Below are 16874 nucleotides of genomic sequence, written 5' to 3' on the forward strand. Positions count from 1 at the left end.
AATCTCATGAGTGACGATAAAAATACCCTTAATTTGCCGCAAACAGGCTTCCCGATGCGTGGAGATCTCGCCAAACGTGAACCTGAAATGCTTAAACGTTGGTATCAGCAAGATTTATACGGAATGATCCGTAAAGCTAAAAAAGGCAAAAAAATCTTCATCCTGCACGATGGTCCTCCCTATGCGAACGGTAATATTCATATTGGTCATGCGGTTAATAAAATTCTTAAGGATATTATTATTAAATCTAAGGGTTTGATGGGCTACGATGTACATTATGTCCCGGGTTGGGATTGTCATGGGCTGCCTATCGAACATAAAGTTGAACAGCTTATCGGCAAAGTAGGTGAAAAAGTCAGTGCTGCGCAGTTCCGCAGTGCTTGTCGGGAGTATGCTAGCGAGCAGATTGAGGGGCAGAAAAAAGACTTTATCCGCCTTGGCGTATTAGGTGATTGGGATAACCCTTATTTGACGATGGATTTTAAAACCGAAGCCAATATTATTCGTGCCTTGGGTCGGGTTATTGCTAATGGTCATTTACATAGAGGTGCCAAGCCGGTGCATTGGTGTACCGATTGTGGTTCCTCACTGGCGGAAGCGGAAGTTGAATACTATGACAAAACATCTACTGCTATTGATGTGTGTTTTAGGGTAATTGATGTGGCCGCGATCTGTGACAAATTCTCTGTTACTGCCTTAGATTATCCTGTTTCTGTGGTGATTTGGACAACCACACCTTGGACAATGCCCGCGAATCGGGCAATAGCATTGCACCGTGAATTTGTTTATCAACTGGTGCAGATCGACGGTGAATGCCTGATCCTTGCAGCCGATTTAGTTGCTAGCGTCATGAAACGTGCCGCTATCACAGAATGGCAAATCCTGGGGAGTTGTAACGGTACCGATTTGGAACTATTGCGCTGTCAGCATCCTTTTATGGCTTTTGATGTGCCTATCATTTTGGGTGATCATGTGACACTAGATGCGGGTACTGGCGCGGTGCATACTGCGCCGGGCCACGGGGCGGAGGATTTTGTTGCTGCACAAAAATACGCGTTAGAAATTGCCAATCCCGTGGGTGCTAACGGTTGTTATTTAAAGGCAACTCACCCGGCATTGGACGGTTTATTTGTATTAAAAGCGAACGATATTATCGTTAAAATCTTGAATGACGGTGGCACATTGCTACATGTTGAAGAACTCGTACACAGTTACCCCTGCTGCTGGCGTCACAAAACGCCGATTATTTTCCGTGCTACCCCGCAATGGTTTATTAGTATGGATCAACAAGGGCTGCGTCAACAGTCATTGCAAGCGATTAAAAACGTACATTGGATCCCAGATTGGGGGCAGGCGCGTATTGAAACGATGGTAGCGAAACGCCCTGACTGGTGCATTTCACGCCAACGAACCTGGGGTACACCAATGTCTCTGTTTGTCCATAAAGAGACGCAAGAGCTGCATCCACGTAGCCTTGAATTGATCGAGGAAGTGGCTAAACGAGTGGAACAACACGGTATTCAGGCTTGGTGGGATCTGGATGTGGCGGAAATTTTGGCCGAAGATGCGGCCGATTACGTTAAAGTCCCTGATACCCTCGATGTTTGGTTTGATTCAGGTTCGACACATGCTTCTGTTGTCGATGCCCGTCCCGAGTTTAACGGACATTCACCCGATATATACCTGGAAGGTTCTGATCAACACCGCGGTTGGTTTATGTCATCGTTAATGATTGCGACGGCGATCAAGGGCAAGGCACCTTACCGACAAGTGTTAACTCATGGCTTTACTGTTGATGGGCAAGGACGAAAAATGTCTAAATCCATCGGTAATACCATCAATCCACAAGACAAAATCAATCAACTGGGTGGCGACATTTTACGTTTGTGGGTTGCTTCCACAGATTACAGCGGTGAAATGGCGGTTTCCGACGAAATTCTAAAACGTTCTGCCGATTCATACCGCCGTATTCGCAATACCGCGCGGTTTTTGTTGGCTAATCTCACCGGTTTTGATCCACAGCAACATCAAATACAACCCGAAGCGATGACCGTTCTGGATCGTTGGGCGGTGGCGCGCGCTCAGGCGGCACAAACAGAGATCATTGCTGCTTATGAAAATTATGATTTTCATCTGGTGGTACAACGCTTAATGCAATTTTGCTCGGTTGAAATGGGATCTTTCTACCTGGATATCATTAAAGACCGTCAATACACGGCCAAAAGCGACAGTGTGGCACGTCGTAGTTGTCAAACGGCCTTGTTTCATATTGCCCAGGCGTTGGTACGTTGGATGGCACCAATTATGTCTTTCACTGCAGATGAAATTTGGCAATATCTACCAGGTGAACGTCAAGCTTACGTCTTTACACAAGAGTGGTATGATGCTTTGTTTACGCTGGGTGCACATGAAAACATGAACGACGCCTTTTGGGCAGAGTTGCTTAAAGTTCGCACGGAAGTGAACAAAGTACTTGAACAGGCGCGTAATGATAAGCAAATCGGAGGATCATTAGACGCGGCTGTTACCTTGTATGCTGAGCCATTACTGGCTGCTCGATTGGAGAGCCTAGAAAATGAATTACGTTTTATCTTGATCACTTCGGCGGTAGAGGTAAAAGAATACGTTGTTGTCGATGATCGAGCCAAGCAAAGTGAGCTGATTAGTGGTTTGAAAATCGCTTTTAATAAAGCGGAGGGTGAGAAATGTCCGCGTTGCTGGCATTATACGCGGGATATCGGTTTGGTAGCGGAACATGCAACATTATGTGGTCGCTGTGTCACTAATATTGCCGGTAACGGTGAAGAACGTAGATTTGCTTAATGAGTAAACAGCTTAGTTCGACTGGATTGCGCTGGCTATGGCTGGCGGCAGTAGTACTGGTATTAGATCTAACTAGTAAACAGTGGGTTATCGCGCATTTTTCATTGCATGAAAGCATGACATTGATCCCCTTGTTAAATATCACCTATGCACAAAATCCTGGAGCGGCTTTCAGCTTTTTGGCGGATAAAAATGGCTGGCAGCGTTGGTTGTTTGCTTTTATCGCCGTGGTTATCTCGCTGATACTGATGGTATTCATGTACCGTTCGAGCAGCAAGCAACACATGATAAATTGTGCTTATGCATTGATTATTGGCGGGGCACTGGGTAATTTATTTGATCGCATGGTACATGGTGTGGTCATTGATTTTATCGATTTTTACGTCAATGATTGGCACTGGCCAACGTTTAATCTGGCTGATACTTCGATTTGTATCGGCGCGATATTGGTGGTACTCGACGGGTTCCTGGAGCCTGTGCGAAATAGAGAAAACGGTGCTAAAAAAAGGTAACGGGTGATGTCAGTTCGGATACAGAAAAACAGCACAGTGTTGATACATTTCACATTGCAATTGGCGGATGGTTCAACGGCAGAGTCAACACGTGCTCAGGGTAAACCCGCACTGTTTCGTTTAGGCGATAACAGTTTATCCGCGGCATTAGAACAACAATTGCTAGGATTACAGGTTGGTGATAAGCGCAATTTTACTTTATCAGCGGAAACGGCTTTTGGCATGGCAAACCCCGATTTGATTCACTCTTTTTCGCCGTGTGATTTTGCTCAAACCGGTATCCCTGATACGGGTACTATCATGTTGTTTACCGCAATGGATGGTGGTGAAATGCCAGGTATCGTGCGCGCAGTAGCCGAGGGATCGATCACTGTTGATTTTAATCATCCGTTAGCAGGGCAAGCACTCAGTTTTGCTATTGACGTATTGGAAATTGATCCCAAACAGGAGACAAGCCATGCAAATATTACTGGCTAATCCACGTGGTTTCTGTGCGGGTGTCGATCGGGCAATCAGCATTGTTGAACGTGCTTTAGCGATGTTTGGTACGCCTATCTACGTGCGGCATGAAGTGGTACATAACCGCTATGTAGTTGATAGCTTGTTTCAGCGTGGCGCTGTTTTTATTGAAGATATTTCAGAGGTGCCCGATGGTGCTATTTTGGTCTTCTCCGCTCATGGTGTTTCCCAAGCGGTACGGGCAGAAGCCCAAGCCCGTCAATTACATCTGTTACTTGATGCTACCTGTCCATTAGTGACAAAAGTTCATATGGAAGTCGCACGAGCCAGCCGTAAGGGTAAAGAGGCTATTCTCATCGGTCACGCGGGGCATCCTGAAGTGGAAGGCACTATGGGTCAATACAATAATCCACAAGGCGGCATGTATTTAGTGGAGTCCGCAGAAGATGTTTGGCAACTGGTCGTCAAGGATGAAAATAATGTGTGTTTTATGACACAAACCACGCTATCGGTGGATGATACTTCAACGGTGATCGATGCCTTGCGGCAGCGTTTCCCACAGATTATTGGCCCGCGTAAAGACGATATTTGCTATGCCACCACCAACCGCCAGGAAGCAGTACGCAATTTAGCGGAGAAAACGGATTCTGTGCTCGTTGTTGGCTCTAAAAATTCTTCCAACTCCACTCGTCTTGCTGAGCTAGCACAACGTATGGGAAAACCAGCCTATTTGATCGATTCCGCGTCTGATATTCAAGCAGATTGGCTAACGAATATTCGCTGTATCGGCGTCACAGCGGGTGCCTCAGCACCTGATATTTTGGTACAACAGGTTATCAAACGCTTACAATCATTAGGTGCTCAAGAGTCTGTTGAGCTTATCGGTCGTGAAGAAAATATTGTTTTTGAAGTGCCCAAAGAACTGCGAGTGAGTGTTAAGCAGCTTGATTAATTATGCATTTAAACAGATATTTTGCACAGATTGCCCGACATCTGATTTACCTATTAACATGACTAGGATTTAACAACTAAAATGATACGCATTGCTGTAGCAGGTGCAGCGGGTCGCATAGGCAAACAACTTATTCAGGCTGTTGTACACAGCAAAGCACTGACGTTGGCTGTAGCATTGGTGCGTCAGGGGTCAGAACTCGTGGGGAACGATGCCGGTGAGCTAGCCGGTATTGATCGATTATATGTCATGGTCAGCGATGATTTGTACGCATCTGTTGATGATTTTGATGTTCTTATTGATTTCACTACACCACAGGCAACTTTAGTGAATCTGAAATTTTGTCGTCAACACAAAAAGGCCATGGTAATTGGTACCACGGGTTTTGATCAGCAAGGAAAAAGGATGATTGAAAAGGCAGCCAAAGATATTGCTGTCGTATGTGCTGCCAATTTCAGTGTTGGTGTGAATTTGATGTTACAACTATTAGAAAAAACAGCAAAAGTGATGGGGGCATACAGTGATATTGAGATTATCGAAGCACATCATCGTCACAAAGTGGATGCCCCCTCAGGAACGGCTCTGGCGATGGGCGAAGTCATTGCACAAACATTAGGCAGTGATTTACAAGATTGTGCGGTTTATTCTCGTAGTGGTCATGAACGTAAATCGGGTACCATCGGTTTCGCTTCTATCCGCGCGGGGGATATTATCGGTGAACATACAGCCCTGTTTGCCGATATCGGTGAGCAAATCGAAATCACCCATAAAACTACCCACCGGATGACATTTGCTAATGGCGCAGTTAAAGCTGCTATTTGGTTAAAAAACAATCACAAACTATGTGGTCTATTTAATATGCATGATGTGCTTGATAATAGGCCTCTTGCATAACCTGCTGCGGGCTGTGAATTCGCGACGGTTTTGCAAGAAGTCTCATGTTAGCGGACGTGAATGCTTACGAAGAAAGCGCTCGCGATAAGTGGACAAACCGATCGCCCACTATTAGAATGCGCCCAATTTGCCAAAAAATTAACGTTAACAACGATTTTATATTGATTTACATGTTCTTCAGATAAATTAATAGGCAAATAATCTGGTTTTTCATTACCTGGAGGATATTTTGATTAAGTCAGCGCTATTGGTTCTCGAAGACGGAACCCAATTTCACGGTCGATCGATAGGAGCAGTAGGGGCGGCAGTGGGGGAAGTGGTCTTTAATACATCAATGACTGGTTATCAAGAAATCCTTACTGATCCTTCCTATTCTCGCCAAATCGTCACTTTCACTTATCCCCATATCGGTAATACCGGCACCAATAGTGCCGATGAGGAATCTGCCACAATACAGGTTCAAGGCATGATTGTCCGTGATTTACCCTTGATCGCCAGCAGTTATCGTAATGAAGAAGATCTATCTCAATACCTCCAGCGTCATCATGTTGTTGCTATTGCGGATATCGATACGCGTAAGCTGACGCGTTTGCTCCGTGATAAAGGCACAAAAAATGGCTGTATTATTGTGGGTGATCCTTCCGATGCATTGCTCACCTTAGCATTGGAAAAAATAAAACAGTTTCCTGGTCTAAAAGGGATGGATTTGGCGCAAGAGGTGAGCACCAAAGCAAGCTATGTTTGGTTACAGGGGAGTTCGGTACAGAAGAGAAAACTGCCAGAGGCGCAAAAATTAACTGGCCTGCCCTTCCATGTGGTGGCTTATGACTATGGTGTTAAGCATAATATCCTACGCATGCTGGTTGATCGAGGCTGCCGTTTGACGGTGGTTCCAGCGCGGACGCCGGCGGAAAACGTACTACAATTAAATCCAGATGGCATTTTTTTATCCAATGGCCCAGGTGATCCCGAGCCTTGTGACTACGCGATCACTGCGATTAAACGTTTACTTGAAACTGATATTCCACTATTTGGTATCTGTTTAGGTCATCAACTATTGGCATTGGCAAGTGGTGCGAAAACCATAAAAATGAAATTCGGTCATCACGGTGCTAACCATCCGGTGCAGGATTTGCGCAGCAATTCGGTGATGATTACTGCTCAAAACCACGGTTTTACGGTAGATGAAGCAAGTTTACCGGCTAATTTACGCGCCACCCACCGTTCTTTATTTGATGCTTCTTTACAAGGGATCACGCGTACGGATAAGGCTGCGTTCAGTTTTCAAGGCCACCCTGAGGCCAGTCCTGGTCCACATGATGCGGCCCCCTTGTTTGATCACTTTATCGAGTTGATGAAAACCTATCAAACACAATCACAACATCATGACAGTCACTAATCAAGAGCACAGATCATGCCAAAACGTACAGATATAAAAAGCATCCTGATTTTAGGCGCAGGGCCTATTGTTATTGGTCAGGCCTGTGAATTCGATTATTCCGGCGCTCAGGCTTGTAAAGCACTACGGGAGGAAGGCTATCGGGTGATCCTGCTTAACTCCAATCCGGCAACCATTATGACTGATCCTGAAATGGCGGATGCCACCTATATTGAGCCAATCCATTGGGAAGTGGTACGTAAAATCATCGAAAAAGAGCGCCCAGATGCCGTGTTACCGACAATGGGCGGACAGACGGCTTTGAACTGTGCTTTAGAATTGGAACATAAAGGTGTTTTAGCTGAATTTGGTGTTACCATGATAGGTGCCACTGCGGCGGCTATTGATAAAGCAGAAGATCGCCGTTTGTTTGATATCGCGATGAAAAAAATCGGCCTGGAAACCGCACGTTCCGGTATTGCACATAATATGGAAGAAGCGTTAGCGGTGGCGGCTGAGGTCGGTTTCCCCTGCATTATTCGTCCTTCTTTCACTATGGGTGGTGCCGGTGGAGGGATAGCTTATAACCACGAAGAATTTGAAGAAATTTGCCAAAGTGGTCTGGATCTGTCACCCAGCAAAGAATTGCTGATCGATGAATCACTCATTGGCTGGAAAGAGTATGAAATGGAAGTGGTTCGCGATAAAAATGACAACTGTATCATTGTCTGCTCGATCGAAAATTTTGATGCGATGGGGATCCATACCGGTGATTCCATCACTGTTGCGCCGGCACAGACGTTGACCGATAAGGAATATCAAATCATGCGTAATGCTTCAATGGCAGTATTGCGTGAGATTGGCGTAGAAACCGGAGGATCTAACGTACAATTTGCGGTTAATCCTAAAAATGGCCGGCTGATAGTGATTGAAATGAATCCGCGTGTTTCACGTTCTTCCGCATTGGCATCAAAAGCGACCGGTTTCCCGATTGCAAAAATTGCCGCTAAACTCGCTGTGGGCTATACGCTGGATGAATTGATGAATGACATCACAGGTGGCGGTACGTCGGCAGATATTTTGCGCAAAGGTGGTGAGCAAACTGTCACTCAGAACCCGCAAAATACAGTAAGCTTTGCTTCTTTTCCTGCTTCTTTCGAGCCTGCCATCGATTATGTCGTCACTAAAATTCCACGTTTTAATTTTGAAAAATTCGCCGGGGCTAATGACCGTCTGACAACACAGATGAAATCCGTAGGCGAAGTGATGGCCATTGGACGTAATCAGCAAGAATCATTGCAAAAAGCTTTGCGTGGATTAGAAATCGGTGCAACAGGTTTTGATGCCAAGATTAGTTTGGATGATCCCCAGGCGCTGAGCAAAATCCGTCGTGAACTGAAAGAAGCCGGTGCTGAGCGCATCTGGTATATTGCTGATGCCTTCCGTGCAGGTATGTCGGTTGATGGTGTTTTCAATCTGACGAATGTTGATCGCTGGTTTTTGATACAAATTGAAGAGTTGGTGCGTTTAGAAGAAAGCGTCATTGAATGTGGTATCAACGGTCTCAATGCTGTATTTTTACGCCAACTGAAGCGTAAAGGTTTTGCTGATGCACGTTTAGCAAAATTAGTCGGTGTTTCTGAAAGTGAAGTACGTAAATTGCGCCACAAATTTGCTCTTCATCCGGTTTATAAACGGGTTGATACCTGTGCAGCGGAGTTTGCCACTGACACCGCTTATATGTACTCAACCTACGAGGAAGAATGCGAATCTAATCCCAGCCATAATCAACCGAAAATCATGATTCTGGGCGGTGGACCTAACCGTATTGGTCAGGGTATTGAATTCGATTATTGTTGTGTACATGCTTCCCTCGCATTGCGTGAAAGCGGTTATCAAACCATTATAGTGAACTGTAACCCGGAAACGGTTTCAACGGATTACGACATCTCCGATCGACTTTATTTCGAGTCTGTCACCTTGGAAGATGTATTGGAAATCGTGCGGATCGAACAGCCACAGGGTGTTATTGTGCAATATGGCGGTCAAACACCACTGAAATTGGCGCGTGAGTTAGAGTCTGCCGGCGTGCCTATCATCGGCACGAATCCTGATGCAATTGATCGCGCAGAAGATCGAGCACGTTTCCAACAGGCAGTTAATCGCTTGGGTTTAAAACAACCGGCTAATGCCACCGTTACCACACTCGAGCAGGCGGTTGAAAAAGCCAATGTCTTGGAGTATCCACTGGTGGTACGCCCTTCCTATGTACTAGGGGGAAGAGCAATGGAAATCGTTTACGATGAACAGGATCTACGTCGTTATTTCCAAAATGCGGTGAATGTTTCTAACGATGCGCCAGTATTGCTCGATCGTTTTCTAGATGATGCAGTTGAAGTCGATATCGATGCCATTTGTGACGGTGAACGTGTGCTGATTGGCGGTATCATGGAACATATTGAACAGGCAGGTGTACACTCTGGTGATTCTGCCTGTTCATTACCGGCTTATACTCTGAGCCAGGAAATCCAGAATACTATGCGTCAGCAGGTAGAAAAACTCGCATTTGAGCTCTGTGTCAGAGGTTTGATGAATGTGCAATTTGCGGTAAAAAATCAAGAAGTTTACTTGATTGAAGTTAACCCGCGTGCTGCCCGTACCGTCCCTTTCGTTTCTAAAGCGACCGGTGTGCCCTTAGCAAAAATTGCCGCTAGAGTCATGGTCGGTCAATCATTGACGCAACAGGGTGTATTAGCTGAAGTGATCCCACCTTATTATTCGGTAAAAAAAGTTGTGTTGCCCTTTAATAAATTCCCGGGCGTTGATCCGATTTTAGGCCCCGAAATGCGCTCAACCGGCGAAGTGATGGGTGTGGGCAGAACCTTTTCTGAAGCCTTCTCTAAAGCGATGTTAGCGAGCCAATCCGGGATAAAAAAACGAGGACGTGTGTTGTTATCTGTACGGGCGGGTGATAAAGCGCGGGTGGTTGATCTGGCGGCCAAGCTACTAGCACAAGGTTTTGAGCTGGATGCAACACATGGTACGGCAATCGTGTTGGGAGAGGCTGGGATTAACCCGCGTTTAGTCAATAAAGTCTGTGAGGGACGTCCACATATTCAGGATAGAATTAAAAATGGAGAATATACTTATATTGTGAATACAACAGCGGGGCGTCAAGCGATTGAAGATTCTAAATTACTACGCCGTAGTGCTTTACAGTATAAGGTGCATTATGACACCACGCTAAACGGCGGTTTTGCGACCACAATGGCGCTCAATGCTGATCCGACCGAACGTGTTATTTCAGTGCAAGAAATGCATGACGAAATTAAATGAACACCGCGAATAAAATGATGATCAGTCTGATCGCTGCGTTGGCGAAGGATCGCGTAATTGGTATGACGAATGCGATGCCTTGGCATTTGCCGGCCGATCTCGCATGGTTTAAAGCGAATACGCTGGGTAAACCTGTCGTGATGGGACGTAAAACCTTCGAATCCATTGGGCGTCCTCTCCCTAAGCGTTTAAATATTATACTAAGCAGCCAGTCGGGCGGTGATCATCGAGTGACCTGGGTGACTTCAATTGAGCAGGCGTTAGCTGTAGCACAAAATACGACAGCGGGAGATGCGGTAGAGGTGATGATAGTGGGTGGCGGCAACATTTATACTCAATTTCTGCCGTACGCCGATCGACTTTATTTAACGCATATTGATGCCGAAGTGACAGGTGATACTTACTTTCCATATTATTCAGCCAATGAATGGCGTAGATCGTTTACAAAGTCTTGTAATGCGGATGAGACCAATGCTTATCGTTATTGTTTTGAGATCCTTGAACGGCGTGAAATTTTAAAATAGACCTCTTGCAGAACCGTAGTGAGTACTGCGAATTCAAGATTAAAAAATCGGAGTACCGAGGGATGCAGCTTCTTAAATCACTGTCTCAATCAAAGGTTTCATTTTTGCTCGCGATATACATTGGTATTCTGTTGAATAGTATGGTTTTTTATCGGCGATTTAATCCGTTAGAGCTTGGTCTTGGGTGGATTAGCCTTTTTTCAGTTTTGACTGAAATGGTCGCCATTACCTCATTGACTTTTTTTCTGATGCGCTTGGCTTCACTGGGTGGGCGACTATTTTTCCGGGTATTTGCGACTCTGTTGGCGATAATGTCTGTTGCTGCTAGTTATTATATGACTTTTTTTAACGTAGTGATCGGATACGGTGTGGTTGCATCGGTTATGACCCTCGATCGGACGCTTGCCCAGGAGATGATCAGCAACCATTTTATTATCTGGATGTTGTTGGTTAGCACTTTGCCCTTGTTACTTATCTGGTACCCTCCGCTAAAATTTACTCTACTTGAGAAGATTAAAACACCGGGTCAGCGTTTAAGATCTTTATTGCTACTGGTTGTGACGAGTCTATTGGTTTGGCTGCCGCTGAAATTCATGGGTTACGTACATAAAGAATACGCGAAGAAGCATAACATCGAGGTACCCAGCTACGGGGGTGTTGTGGCGCATTCCTATCTGCCTGCTAACTGGCTAACGCCTCTTGCTTTGTTTACTTATACGCAAATTCATCAAATCCAGAACCAAACTTCTCTGCTAAATCCAACGGATCAATATCAATATGTGGCACCAGCAGATATCGATGATATTTATGTGGTGTTTATCATTGGTGAAACCACACGCTGGGATCATATGGGTGTATTGGGTTACTCTCGCGATACCACGCCGTTTCTTTCTCGAGAAAAGAATTTAGTAGCATTTAAAGGGCAATCCTGTGATACCGCGACCTGGCTGTCACTTCGCTGTATGTTTGTACGTGAAGGGGGAACGGCAGACGATCCACAACGTACCTTAAAAGAACAAAATGTCTTTGCTGTGTTGAGATCATTGGGTTTTACCTCTGAAGCATTCTCGATACAAAGCGATCTCTGGTTTTACAGTTTGCTGAATGCTAATAGTTATTCGTTCCGTGAGTTACTTGCTGCTGAAAAACGTGATGACAATCAACCGATGCGAGATATGATGCTGGTGAATGAATTATGGAAGTCTCTAACGCATTATCCAAAGGGTAAGCACCTGGTGGTATTGCATACTATCGGTTCACATTATAATTATTCTCAGCGTTATCCACGTAGTTTCGCTTATTACCAGCCGGAATGTATGGGCACCGATGCTTTTTGTAGTAAAGCTGAACTGATTAATGCTTACGATAATACGGTGCGCTATGTTGATGCCTTTATCAAAGCAGTTATTGATCAGGTACGGAATAAGAAAGCGATCGTGTTTTATGCCGCGGATCATGGCGAGTCAATTGATGAAAATGCCTTTTTTCACAGTACGCCTCGTGAGGTGGCACCCGCGGAACAGTTTCGAGTACCTATACTTGTTTGGGCTTCTGATCAGTATTTACAGGAGCCACAACATAGAGCACATTTTGATCGACTGCGAGATCAACAGCGCCTTGATGCGAGGAAAAAACAGACTCAATTGTTTGATAGTATTTTGGGTTGCTTGGGCTACAGTTCGCCGGATGGAGGGATCGTGGAAAAAAACAACTGGTGTCACCTGTCGCCAAAATAATTAAGACTCTTGGGATCTGTTTGAAATCGTCATGAGCTCCGTTCAGACGAGGAAAAACCAGGATTGTTACGGTAGATCGAATTTTCTTATTCACAACGCTGTATTCCATAGAACGAAACTGATAGAATCGCGTTCCACTGCAAGGTAGCAAGTGTTGTCCGTACATAAAGGCGCTTGTTTGCACAAATTCATTGACAAACAAAGGCTAAGAGAGTAGGTTTCTGGCCTTTGAGTTGTCTTCGGTAGAATATATTTGGGAGTCATGCCTTGGCTAATATCAAATCAGCTAAGAAACGCGCTAAACAATCTGAAAAGCGCCGTCAGCATAATGCTAGTCGTCGTTCGATGGTCCGTACCTTTATCAAGAAGGTTTATGCCGCCGTTGCCAAGGGCAATAAAGCTGCCGCGCAAGAAGCGTTTAAAGAGATGCAACCTATAGTGGATCGTCATGCCTGCAAAGGTCTTATCCACAAAAATAAAGCAGCACGTCATAAGTCAAACTTATCAAAGCAAATCAAGAAAATGCTTTGATAAGCGCTGTTCAGAAGAAAAAAATCAGGTGTAATAGATCCTTGAAGAAAGGCCGATCTCTGATCGGCTTTTTTGTTCCTACTAAATAGTTTATCTATTAGCATGATAAGCTTGTAGGACCTTAACGTATCCCCTTGTAAGCTATTCACAAAATGATTTTTTCCAATTTAGCCATGACAGTGGCGGCTGAGAGAGTAGACATCTTCTTTTGCTCGGAGAGCACCGCATTTTGATTTTTCCCATAGCCACCAATCAAACCAGGATCTGTTGGACCAAACAACGTGATGTTGGGACGATCCAAGGCCGCAGTCAGATGACTTAGCCCGGTGTCAACGGAAACCACGGCTTTGGCTCCAACCAGAATTTCAGCGATTTGTTGCAACTGAAGCTCAGGCAATACTTCCACATGAGGGAAAGAAGCGGCTAAACGTATAGCACGCTGATATTCGTGTTCTGCTCCCCAAGGCAATTTAATTTTTAAACCCGTCGGTTGTACCAATTCAATCAGTCGAGACCAGTGCGTCTCCGGCCAATGTTTATTGGCTCTCGTTGTTGCATGTAAAAATACTAAATATTGCCCTGCATCAGCGGACAACGTATGTAAAAAACGCTGAGCAATCGCATAATTACCGTCGCTTTGAGGTTTATCGTAATGAAGGCTTTGGGCAAATAACTGACGGATACGTTCTACTGCATGTTGTTGTCTATCAATATGATGGCAATAATGATAAAACCAGCTCGCTAAAGGCTCTCGTGCACTTCTATAATCGAGACCATGTTTTATTCCCCTGGCTAGGCGAGTAATTAACGCGGCACTCTTCATCAGACCCTGTGCATCAATCACAAGGTCATAATGACGTTGTTGTATTTGCTGCTTAAAAGCATCACGTTCTTGACGGGTATTACTGCTAAACCAGCTTTTACGCCAGCGGCGGATGGCTACCGGTATCACGTGATCAACCGCTGGATGCCAACTGGGAATTTGACGAAAATTTTCTTCCACTACCCAATCGATACGCAGCGTGGGGATAACGGTCAGCGCATCGGTCAGCGCTGGCAAGCTGTGCAGCACATCGCCCATTGACGAAGTCTTAACCAGGAGAATGTGCATCAATAAGCCTTTTTTGCTGGAAATTCAGATGATAATTGCTGGTTAAGGACTGTCATAACCTGTTCGGGTGTGATATCAATCAGACTCTGATCATAGCCTTGAGCAGCAGGGCCTTTACGTATTTTGTGGTAGCCAGTCGTTAAACGGATCACCTTGGCTTTTTTCGACAATGGCGGAGTAAAATCTGGACTGGTTGGTCCGTATAAAGCAACGAGGGGTTTGTCCAAGGCGGCAGCGATATGCATTAATCCTGAATCATTACTCACCAGAGCGCAACAGGCGGCGATCAGTACCACCGCTTGTTCAAGTGAAGTCTGACCTGCCAGGTTCAAACAGTTATGGTGATTATTTTTGTTGATGGCCAAACGGATCTGTTCACCAATTGGATGATCTTTTGCTGAGCCAAATAAAGCAACCTGGTAACCATTATCAATGAGTTGTTGGGCTAATGTAGAATAATGGTAGTGGGGCCAGCGTTTGGCTGGGCCAAATTCAGCACCAGGACAGAAGCCGATAATAGGGCGCTGATCAGTAAGGTCAAATAGGGTGGTTATTTCTAAGATTTCTTCATCCCGAACTTGCAATTGCGGCCAGAGCAACGGCTGTAGCAAATCGGCGGCTGAACGTACATTTTGCTTATCATAAGCCAGCGCGATATAGCGTTGTATCATCATTGGGAAAGCCAATTTATCCAACACACGAATATCATTGAGTAAGCCATAACGCATCTCACCACGCCAACCGATACGTTGTGGAATATTGGCAAAAAAAGGCACTAACGCTGATTTGAATGAGTTAGGCAATATGTAGGCACGCTCATATTGGGTTTCACGTAGAGATATACCCAAACGGCGGCGTTCACTAATCGCTAAAACACCGTGGCCCAGTGGCATCGGTAACGCTTGATTCACTTCCGGCATTCTCGCTAATAATGGACGGCACCACTGAGGCGCCATTACATCGATCCTTGCTGTCGGGTGTTTTACTTTGAGCGTGCGGTACATGCCTTGCGACATCATCATATCGCCAACCCATGAAGGAGCGATGACCAGTATTTTCATGCCATTTATCTCCTTCCTTACTGTGATCATGGGTGCTACACATTCACTTTGTATCCTTAATCATTAAGGATATTGAGCCAGGTTAAATATTCTTTCACGCCTTCAGAGACGTTTTTAAAAGGTTCCCCATAACCGGCGGCACGTAGTTTACCCAGGTTAGCTTGCGTAAAGCTTTGATAGCGCTTTTTTAGTTGTTGAGGAAATTCAATGTATGACACTGGTGCACTCTGATGGTACTCCACCACCGAGTCAGCTACCGTTTGGAATGATTCCGCATGACCCGTACCACAGTTATAAATCCCAGAAATACCGTTCTTCCAGAACCAGAGGTTCACTGCAGTGACATCATCCACGTAGATAAAATCACGTTTAAAATTTTCACTACCGAAGAATAATTTAGGACTCTCACCCGCATTGACTTGATTATTCAGGTGAAAAGCAACACTCGCCATACTATTTTTGTGGCTTTCACGTGGACCATAAACATTAAAGTAACGAAAACCACAGATCTGTGAAACCGCCTCAGGTAAAATGCCTCGTACATATTGATCAAAGAGGAATTTAGAATAACCATATACATTAAGAGGTTTTTCATATTGACACTCTTCGATAAAATTATCTGTGCGATTACCATAGACAGCAGCGGAAGAGGCGTATAAAAAAGAAATATCGTTATCGAGGCAAAAATGCAAGATATCTTTGGAATACTGATAATTATTATCCATTATATACTTGCCATTCCACTCAGTGGTTGAAGAGCAAGCTCCCAAATGGAAAACAGCATCAATGTCGCCCATGTCGTCTCCAGCAACAATGCCAGCGATAAAGTCTTCCTTGTCCATATAATCGGCAATATCGAGATCGACCAAATTAATAAACTTGGTGCCATCTTTTAGATTATCGACCACTAAAATATCTTTATACCCTTCCTTATTCAGCCCATTAATGATATTGCTGCCAATGAAACCGGCGCCTCCAGTGACGATAATCATTGTATTCACTCCTGCTAACTCTTTCGGTTAGGCACCATGTTACACGATCTAATACAGTTAATCCTTTTCAACATAGAGCTAACTGTTTTCAGTTTCTTTAACCTCGAGTAGCGGCACGATCAACATATCGACCGGCAAGGAGTTGATCAGCTCACGAGCGGAAGATACAAACTTACTCCAGACGTCTTGATGGTGACCACACAAGACTAAATCTATACGGCATTCTTCAATAATCTTAACCAAAGCCGACACCAAACTACCACTGGCGTTTCGTGTTTGTTCGATAGGATAACCTGCCTCGTCCGCTAATTGCTTTAATGCATCATCAGTTTTTTCAGAAATAGACTCTTGCATATCACCAATATGTACGTCCATTAGGCTGGAGGAAAGCGCTGTATAGTTAACATTTACGTGGACAAGAGAAATTTTTGCATCATAGGGTCTGGCGATAGAAACGGCTTTCTCCACTAACATTTTACTCTCGGAAGAAAGGTCAACCGCAATCAAAATATGTTTATAAGCCATATATCTATTCCTTCCATAAAATTAAGTGAACATCGCTCAT

The 16874-nt window shown here is 44.7% G+C and carries 14 protein-coding genes; 10 read left to right on the plus strand and 4 right to left on the minus strand.

Going from position 1 to position 16874, the window contains the following annotated elements; all coding sequences use genetic code 11:
- The first annotated feature begins 6 nt into the window (after nt 1-6).
- The 10 genes from ileS (at nt 7) to rpsT (ending at nt 13145) form a co-directional block, all read left to right on the plus strand.
- Nucleotides 7-2823, plus strand: a complete 2817-nt coding sequence (ileS, locus tag CCS41_RS08565) for an isoleucine--tRNA ligase (protein ID WP_119797478.1) — start codon at nt 7-9, stop codon at nt 2821-2823.
- Nucleotides 2823-3335, plus strand: coding sequence for a signal peptidase II (gene lspA, locus CCS41_RS08570; protein WP_072549747.1), 513 nt, complete (start codon nt 2823-2825; stop codon nt 3333-3335). The genes ileS and lspA overlap by 1 nt, the downstream gene beginning before the upstream one ends.
- Before the next feature lie 6 nt (nt 3336-3341).
- Nucleotides 3342-3812: an FKBP-type peptidyl-prolyl cis-trans isomerase gene (gene fkpB / locus CCS41_RS08575; protein ID WP_072549746.1), complete on the plus strand. Its 471-nt coding sequence runs from the start codon at nt 3342-3344 to the stop codon at nt 3810-3812.
- Nucleotides 3793-4746 carry a 4-hydroxy-3-methylbut-2-enyl diphosphate reductase gene (gene ispH, locus CCS41_RS08580; RefSeq protein ID WP_072549745.1) on the plus strand — a complete coding sequence of 318 codons (954 nt, stop codon included), beginning with the start codon at nt 3793-3795 and terminating at the stop codon, nt 4744-4746. Before fkpB ends, ispH begins: the two co-directional genes overlap by 20 nt.
- An 81-nt stretch (nt 4747-4827) precedes the next feature.
- Entirely contained in the window at nt 4828-5640 is an 813-nt protein-coding gene (dapB, locus tag CCS41_RS08585; protein WP_072549744.1) for a 4-hydroxy-tetrahydrodipicolinate reductase, read from the plus strand.
- A gap of 229 nt (nt 5641-5869) precedes the next feature.
- Nucleotides 5870-7039, plus strand: coding sequence for a glutamine-hydrolyzing carbamoyl-phosphate synthase small subunit (gene carA / locus CCS41_RS08590; protein WP_072549743.1), 1170 nt, complete (start codon nt 5870-5872; stop codon nt 7037-7039).
- Between the two features lie 15 nt (nt 7040-7054).
- On the plus strand, nt 7055-10354 hold the full coding sequence (gene carB / locus CCS41_RS08595; RefSeq protein ID WP_072549742.1) for a carbamoyl-phosphate synthase large subunit: 3300 nt from the start codon (nt 7055-7057) through the stop codon (nt 10352-10354).
- Nucleotides 10355-10368: 14 nt separating this feature from the next.
- Nucleotides 10369-10878 carry a type 3 dihydrofolate reductase gene (folA, locus tag CCS41_RS08600; protein WP_072549783.1) on the plus strand — a complete coding sequence of 170 codons (510 nt, stop codon included), beginning with the start codon at nt 10369-10371 and terminating at the stop codon, nt 10876-10878.
- Between the two features lie 62 nt (nt 10879-10940).
- Entirely contained in the window at nt 10941-12614 is a 1674-nt protein-coding gene (gene eptB / locus CCS41_RS08605; RefSeq protein ID WP_072549741.1) for a kdo(2)-lipid A phosphoethanolamine 7''-transferase, read from the plus strand.
- A gap of 267 nt (nt 12615-12881) precedes the next feature.
- Nucleotides 12882-13145: a 30S ribosomal protein S20 gene (gene rpsT / locus CCS41_RS08610; protein WP_072549740.1), complete on the plus strand. Its 264-nt coding sequence runs from the start codon at nt 12882-12884 to the stop codon at nt 13143-13145.
- 145 nt (nt 13146-13290) lie between these two features.
- On the opposite strand, the gene rfaC is transcribed toward rpsT, so the two are convergent.
- From rfaC to uspA, 4 genes are all read right to left on the minus strand, one after another.
- Nucleotides 13291-14256, minus strand: a complete 966-nt coding sequence (gene rfaC, locus CCS41_RS08615) for a lipopolysaccharide heptosyltransferase RfaC (protein WP_072549739.1) — start codon at nt 14254-14256, stop codon at nt 13291-13293.
- Nucleotides 14256-15317, minus strand: a complete 1062-nt coding sequence (gene rfaF, locus CCS41_RS08620) for an ADP-heptose--LPS heptosyltransferase RfaF (RefSeq protein WP_072549738.1) — start codon at nt 15315-15317, stop codon at nt 14256-14258. Before rfaF ends, rfaC begins: the two co-directional genes overlap by 1 nt.
- Before the next feature lie 56 nt (nt 15318-15373).
- A complete protein-coding gene (gene rfaD, locus CCS41_RS08625; RefSeq protein ID WP_072549737.1) occupies nt 15374-16309 on the minus strand; it encodes an ADP-glyceromanno-heptose 6-epimerase in 936 nt (311 codons plus the stop codon).
- A 78-nt stretch (nt 16310-16387) separates the two neighbouring features.
- Nucleotides 16388-16834 carry a universal stress protein UspA gene (uspA, locus tag CCS41_RS08630; protein WP_072549736.1) on the minus strand — a complete coding sequence of 149 codons (447 nt, stop codon included), beginning with the start codon at nt 16832-16834 and terminating at the stop codon, nt 16388-16390.
- Between the last annotated feature and the right edge of the window lie 40 nt (nt 16835-16874).

It is taken from the genome of Candidatus Fukatsuia symbiotica (assembly GCF_003122425.1).
Taxonomy (GTDB): Bacteria; Pseudomonadota; Gammaproteobacteria; order Enterobacterales; family Enterobacteriaceae; genus Fukatsuia; species Fukatsuia symbiotica.

Coding starts and splice junctions, on each gene's coding strand:
- folA (WP_072549783.1), top strand. CDS start 10,369: ATGATGATCAGTCTGATCGCTGCGTTGGCGAAGGATCGCGTAATTGGT.
- fkpB (WP_072549746.1), top strand. CDS start 3,342: ATGTCAGTTCGGATACAGAAAAACAGCACAGTGTTGATACATTTCACA.
- rfaC (WP_072549739.1), bottom strand. CDS start 14,256: ATGCACATTCTCCTGGTTAAGACTTCGTCAATGGGCGATGTGCTGCAC.
- dapB (WP_072549744.1), top strand. CDS start 4,828: ATGATACGCATTGCTGTAGCAGGTGCAGCGGGTCGCATAGGCAAACAA.
- ispH (WP_072549745.1), top strand. CDS start 3,793: ATGCAAATATTACTGGCTAATCCACGTGGTTTCTGTGCGGGTGTCGAT.
- eptB (WP_072549741.1), top strand. CDS start 10,941: ATGCAGCTTCTTAAATCACTGTCTCAATCAAAGGTTTCATTTTTGCTC.
- ileS (WP_119797478.1), top strand. CDS start 7: ATGAGTGACGATAAAAATACCCTTAATTTGCCGCAAACAGGCTTCCCG.
- lspA (WP_072549747.1), top strand. CDS start 2,823: ATGAGTAAACAGCTTAGTTCGACTGGATTGCGCTGGCTATGGCTGGCG.
- uspA (WP_072549736.1), bottom strand. CDS start 16,834: ATGGCTTATAAACATATTTTGATTGCGGTTGACCTTTCTTCCGAGAGT.
- rfaD (WP_072549737.1), bottom strand. CDS start 16,309: ATGATTATCGTCACTGGAGGCGCCGGTTTCATTGGCAGCAATATCATT.
- rfaF (WP_072549738.1), bottom strand. CDS start 15,317: ATGAAAATACTGGTCATCGCTCCTTCATGGGTTGGCGATATGATGATG.
- carB (WP_072549742.1), top strand. CDS start 7,055: ATGCCAAAACGTACAGATATAAAAAGCATCCTGATTTTAGGCGCAGGG.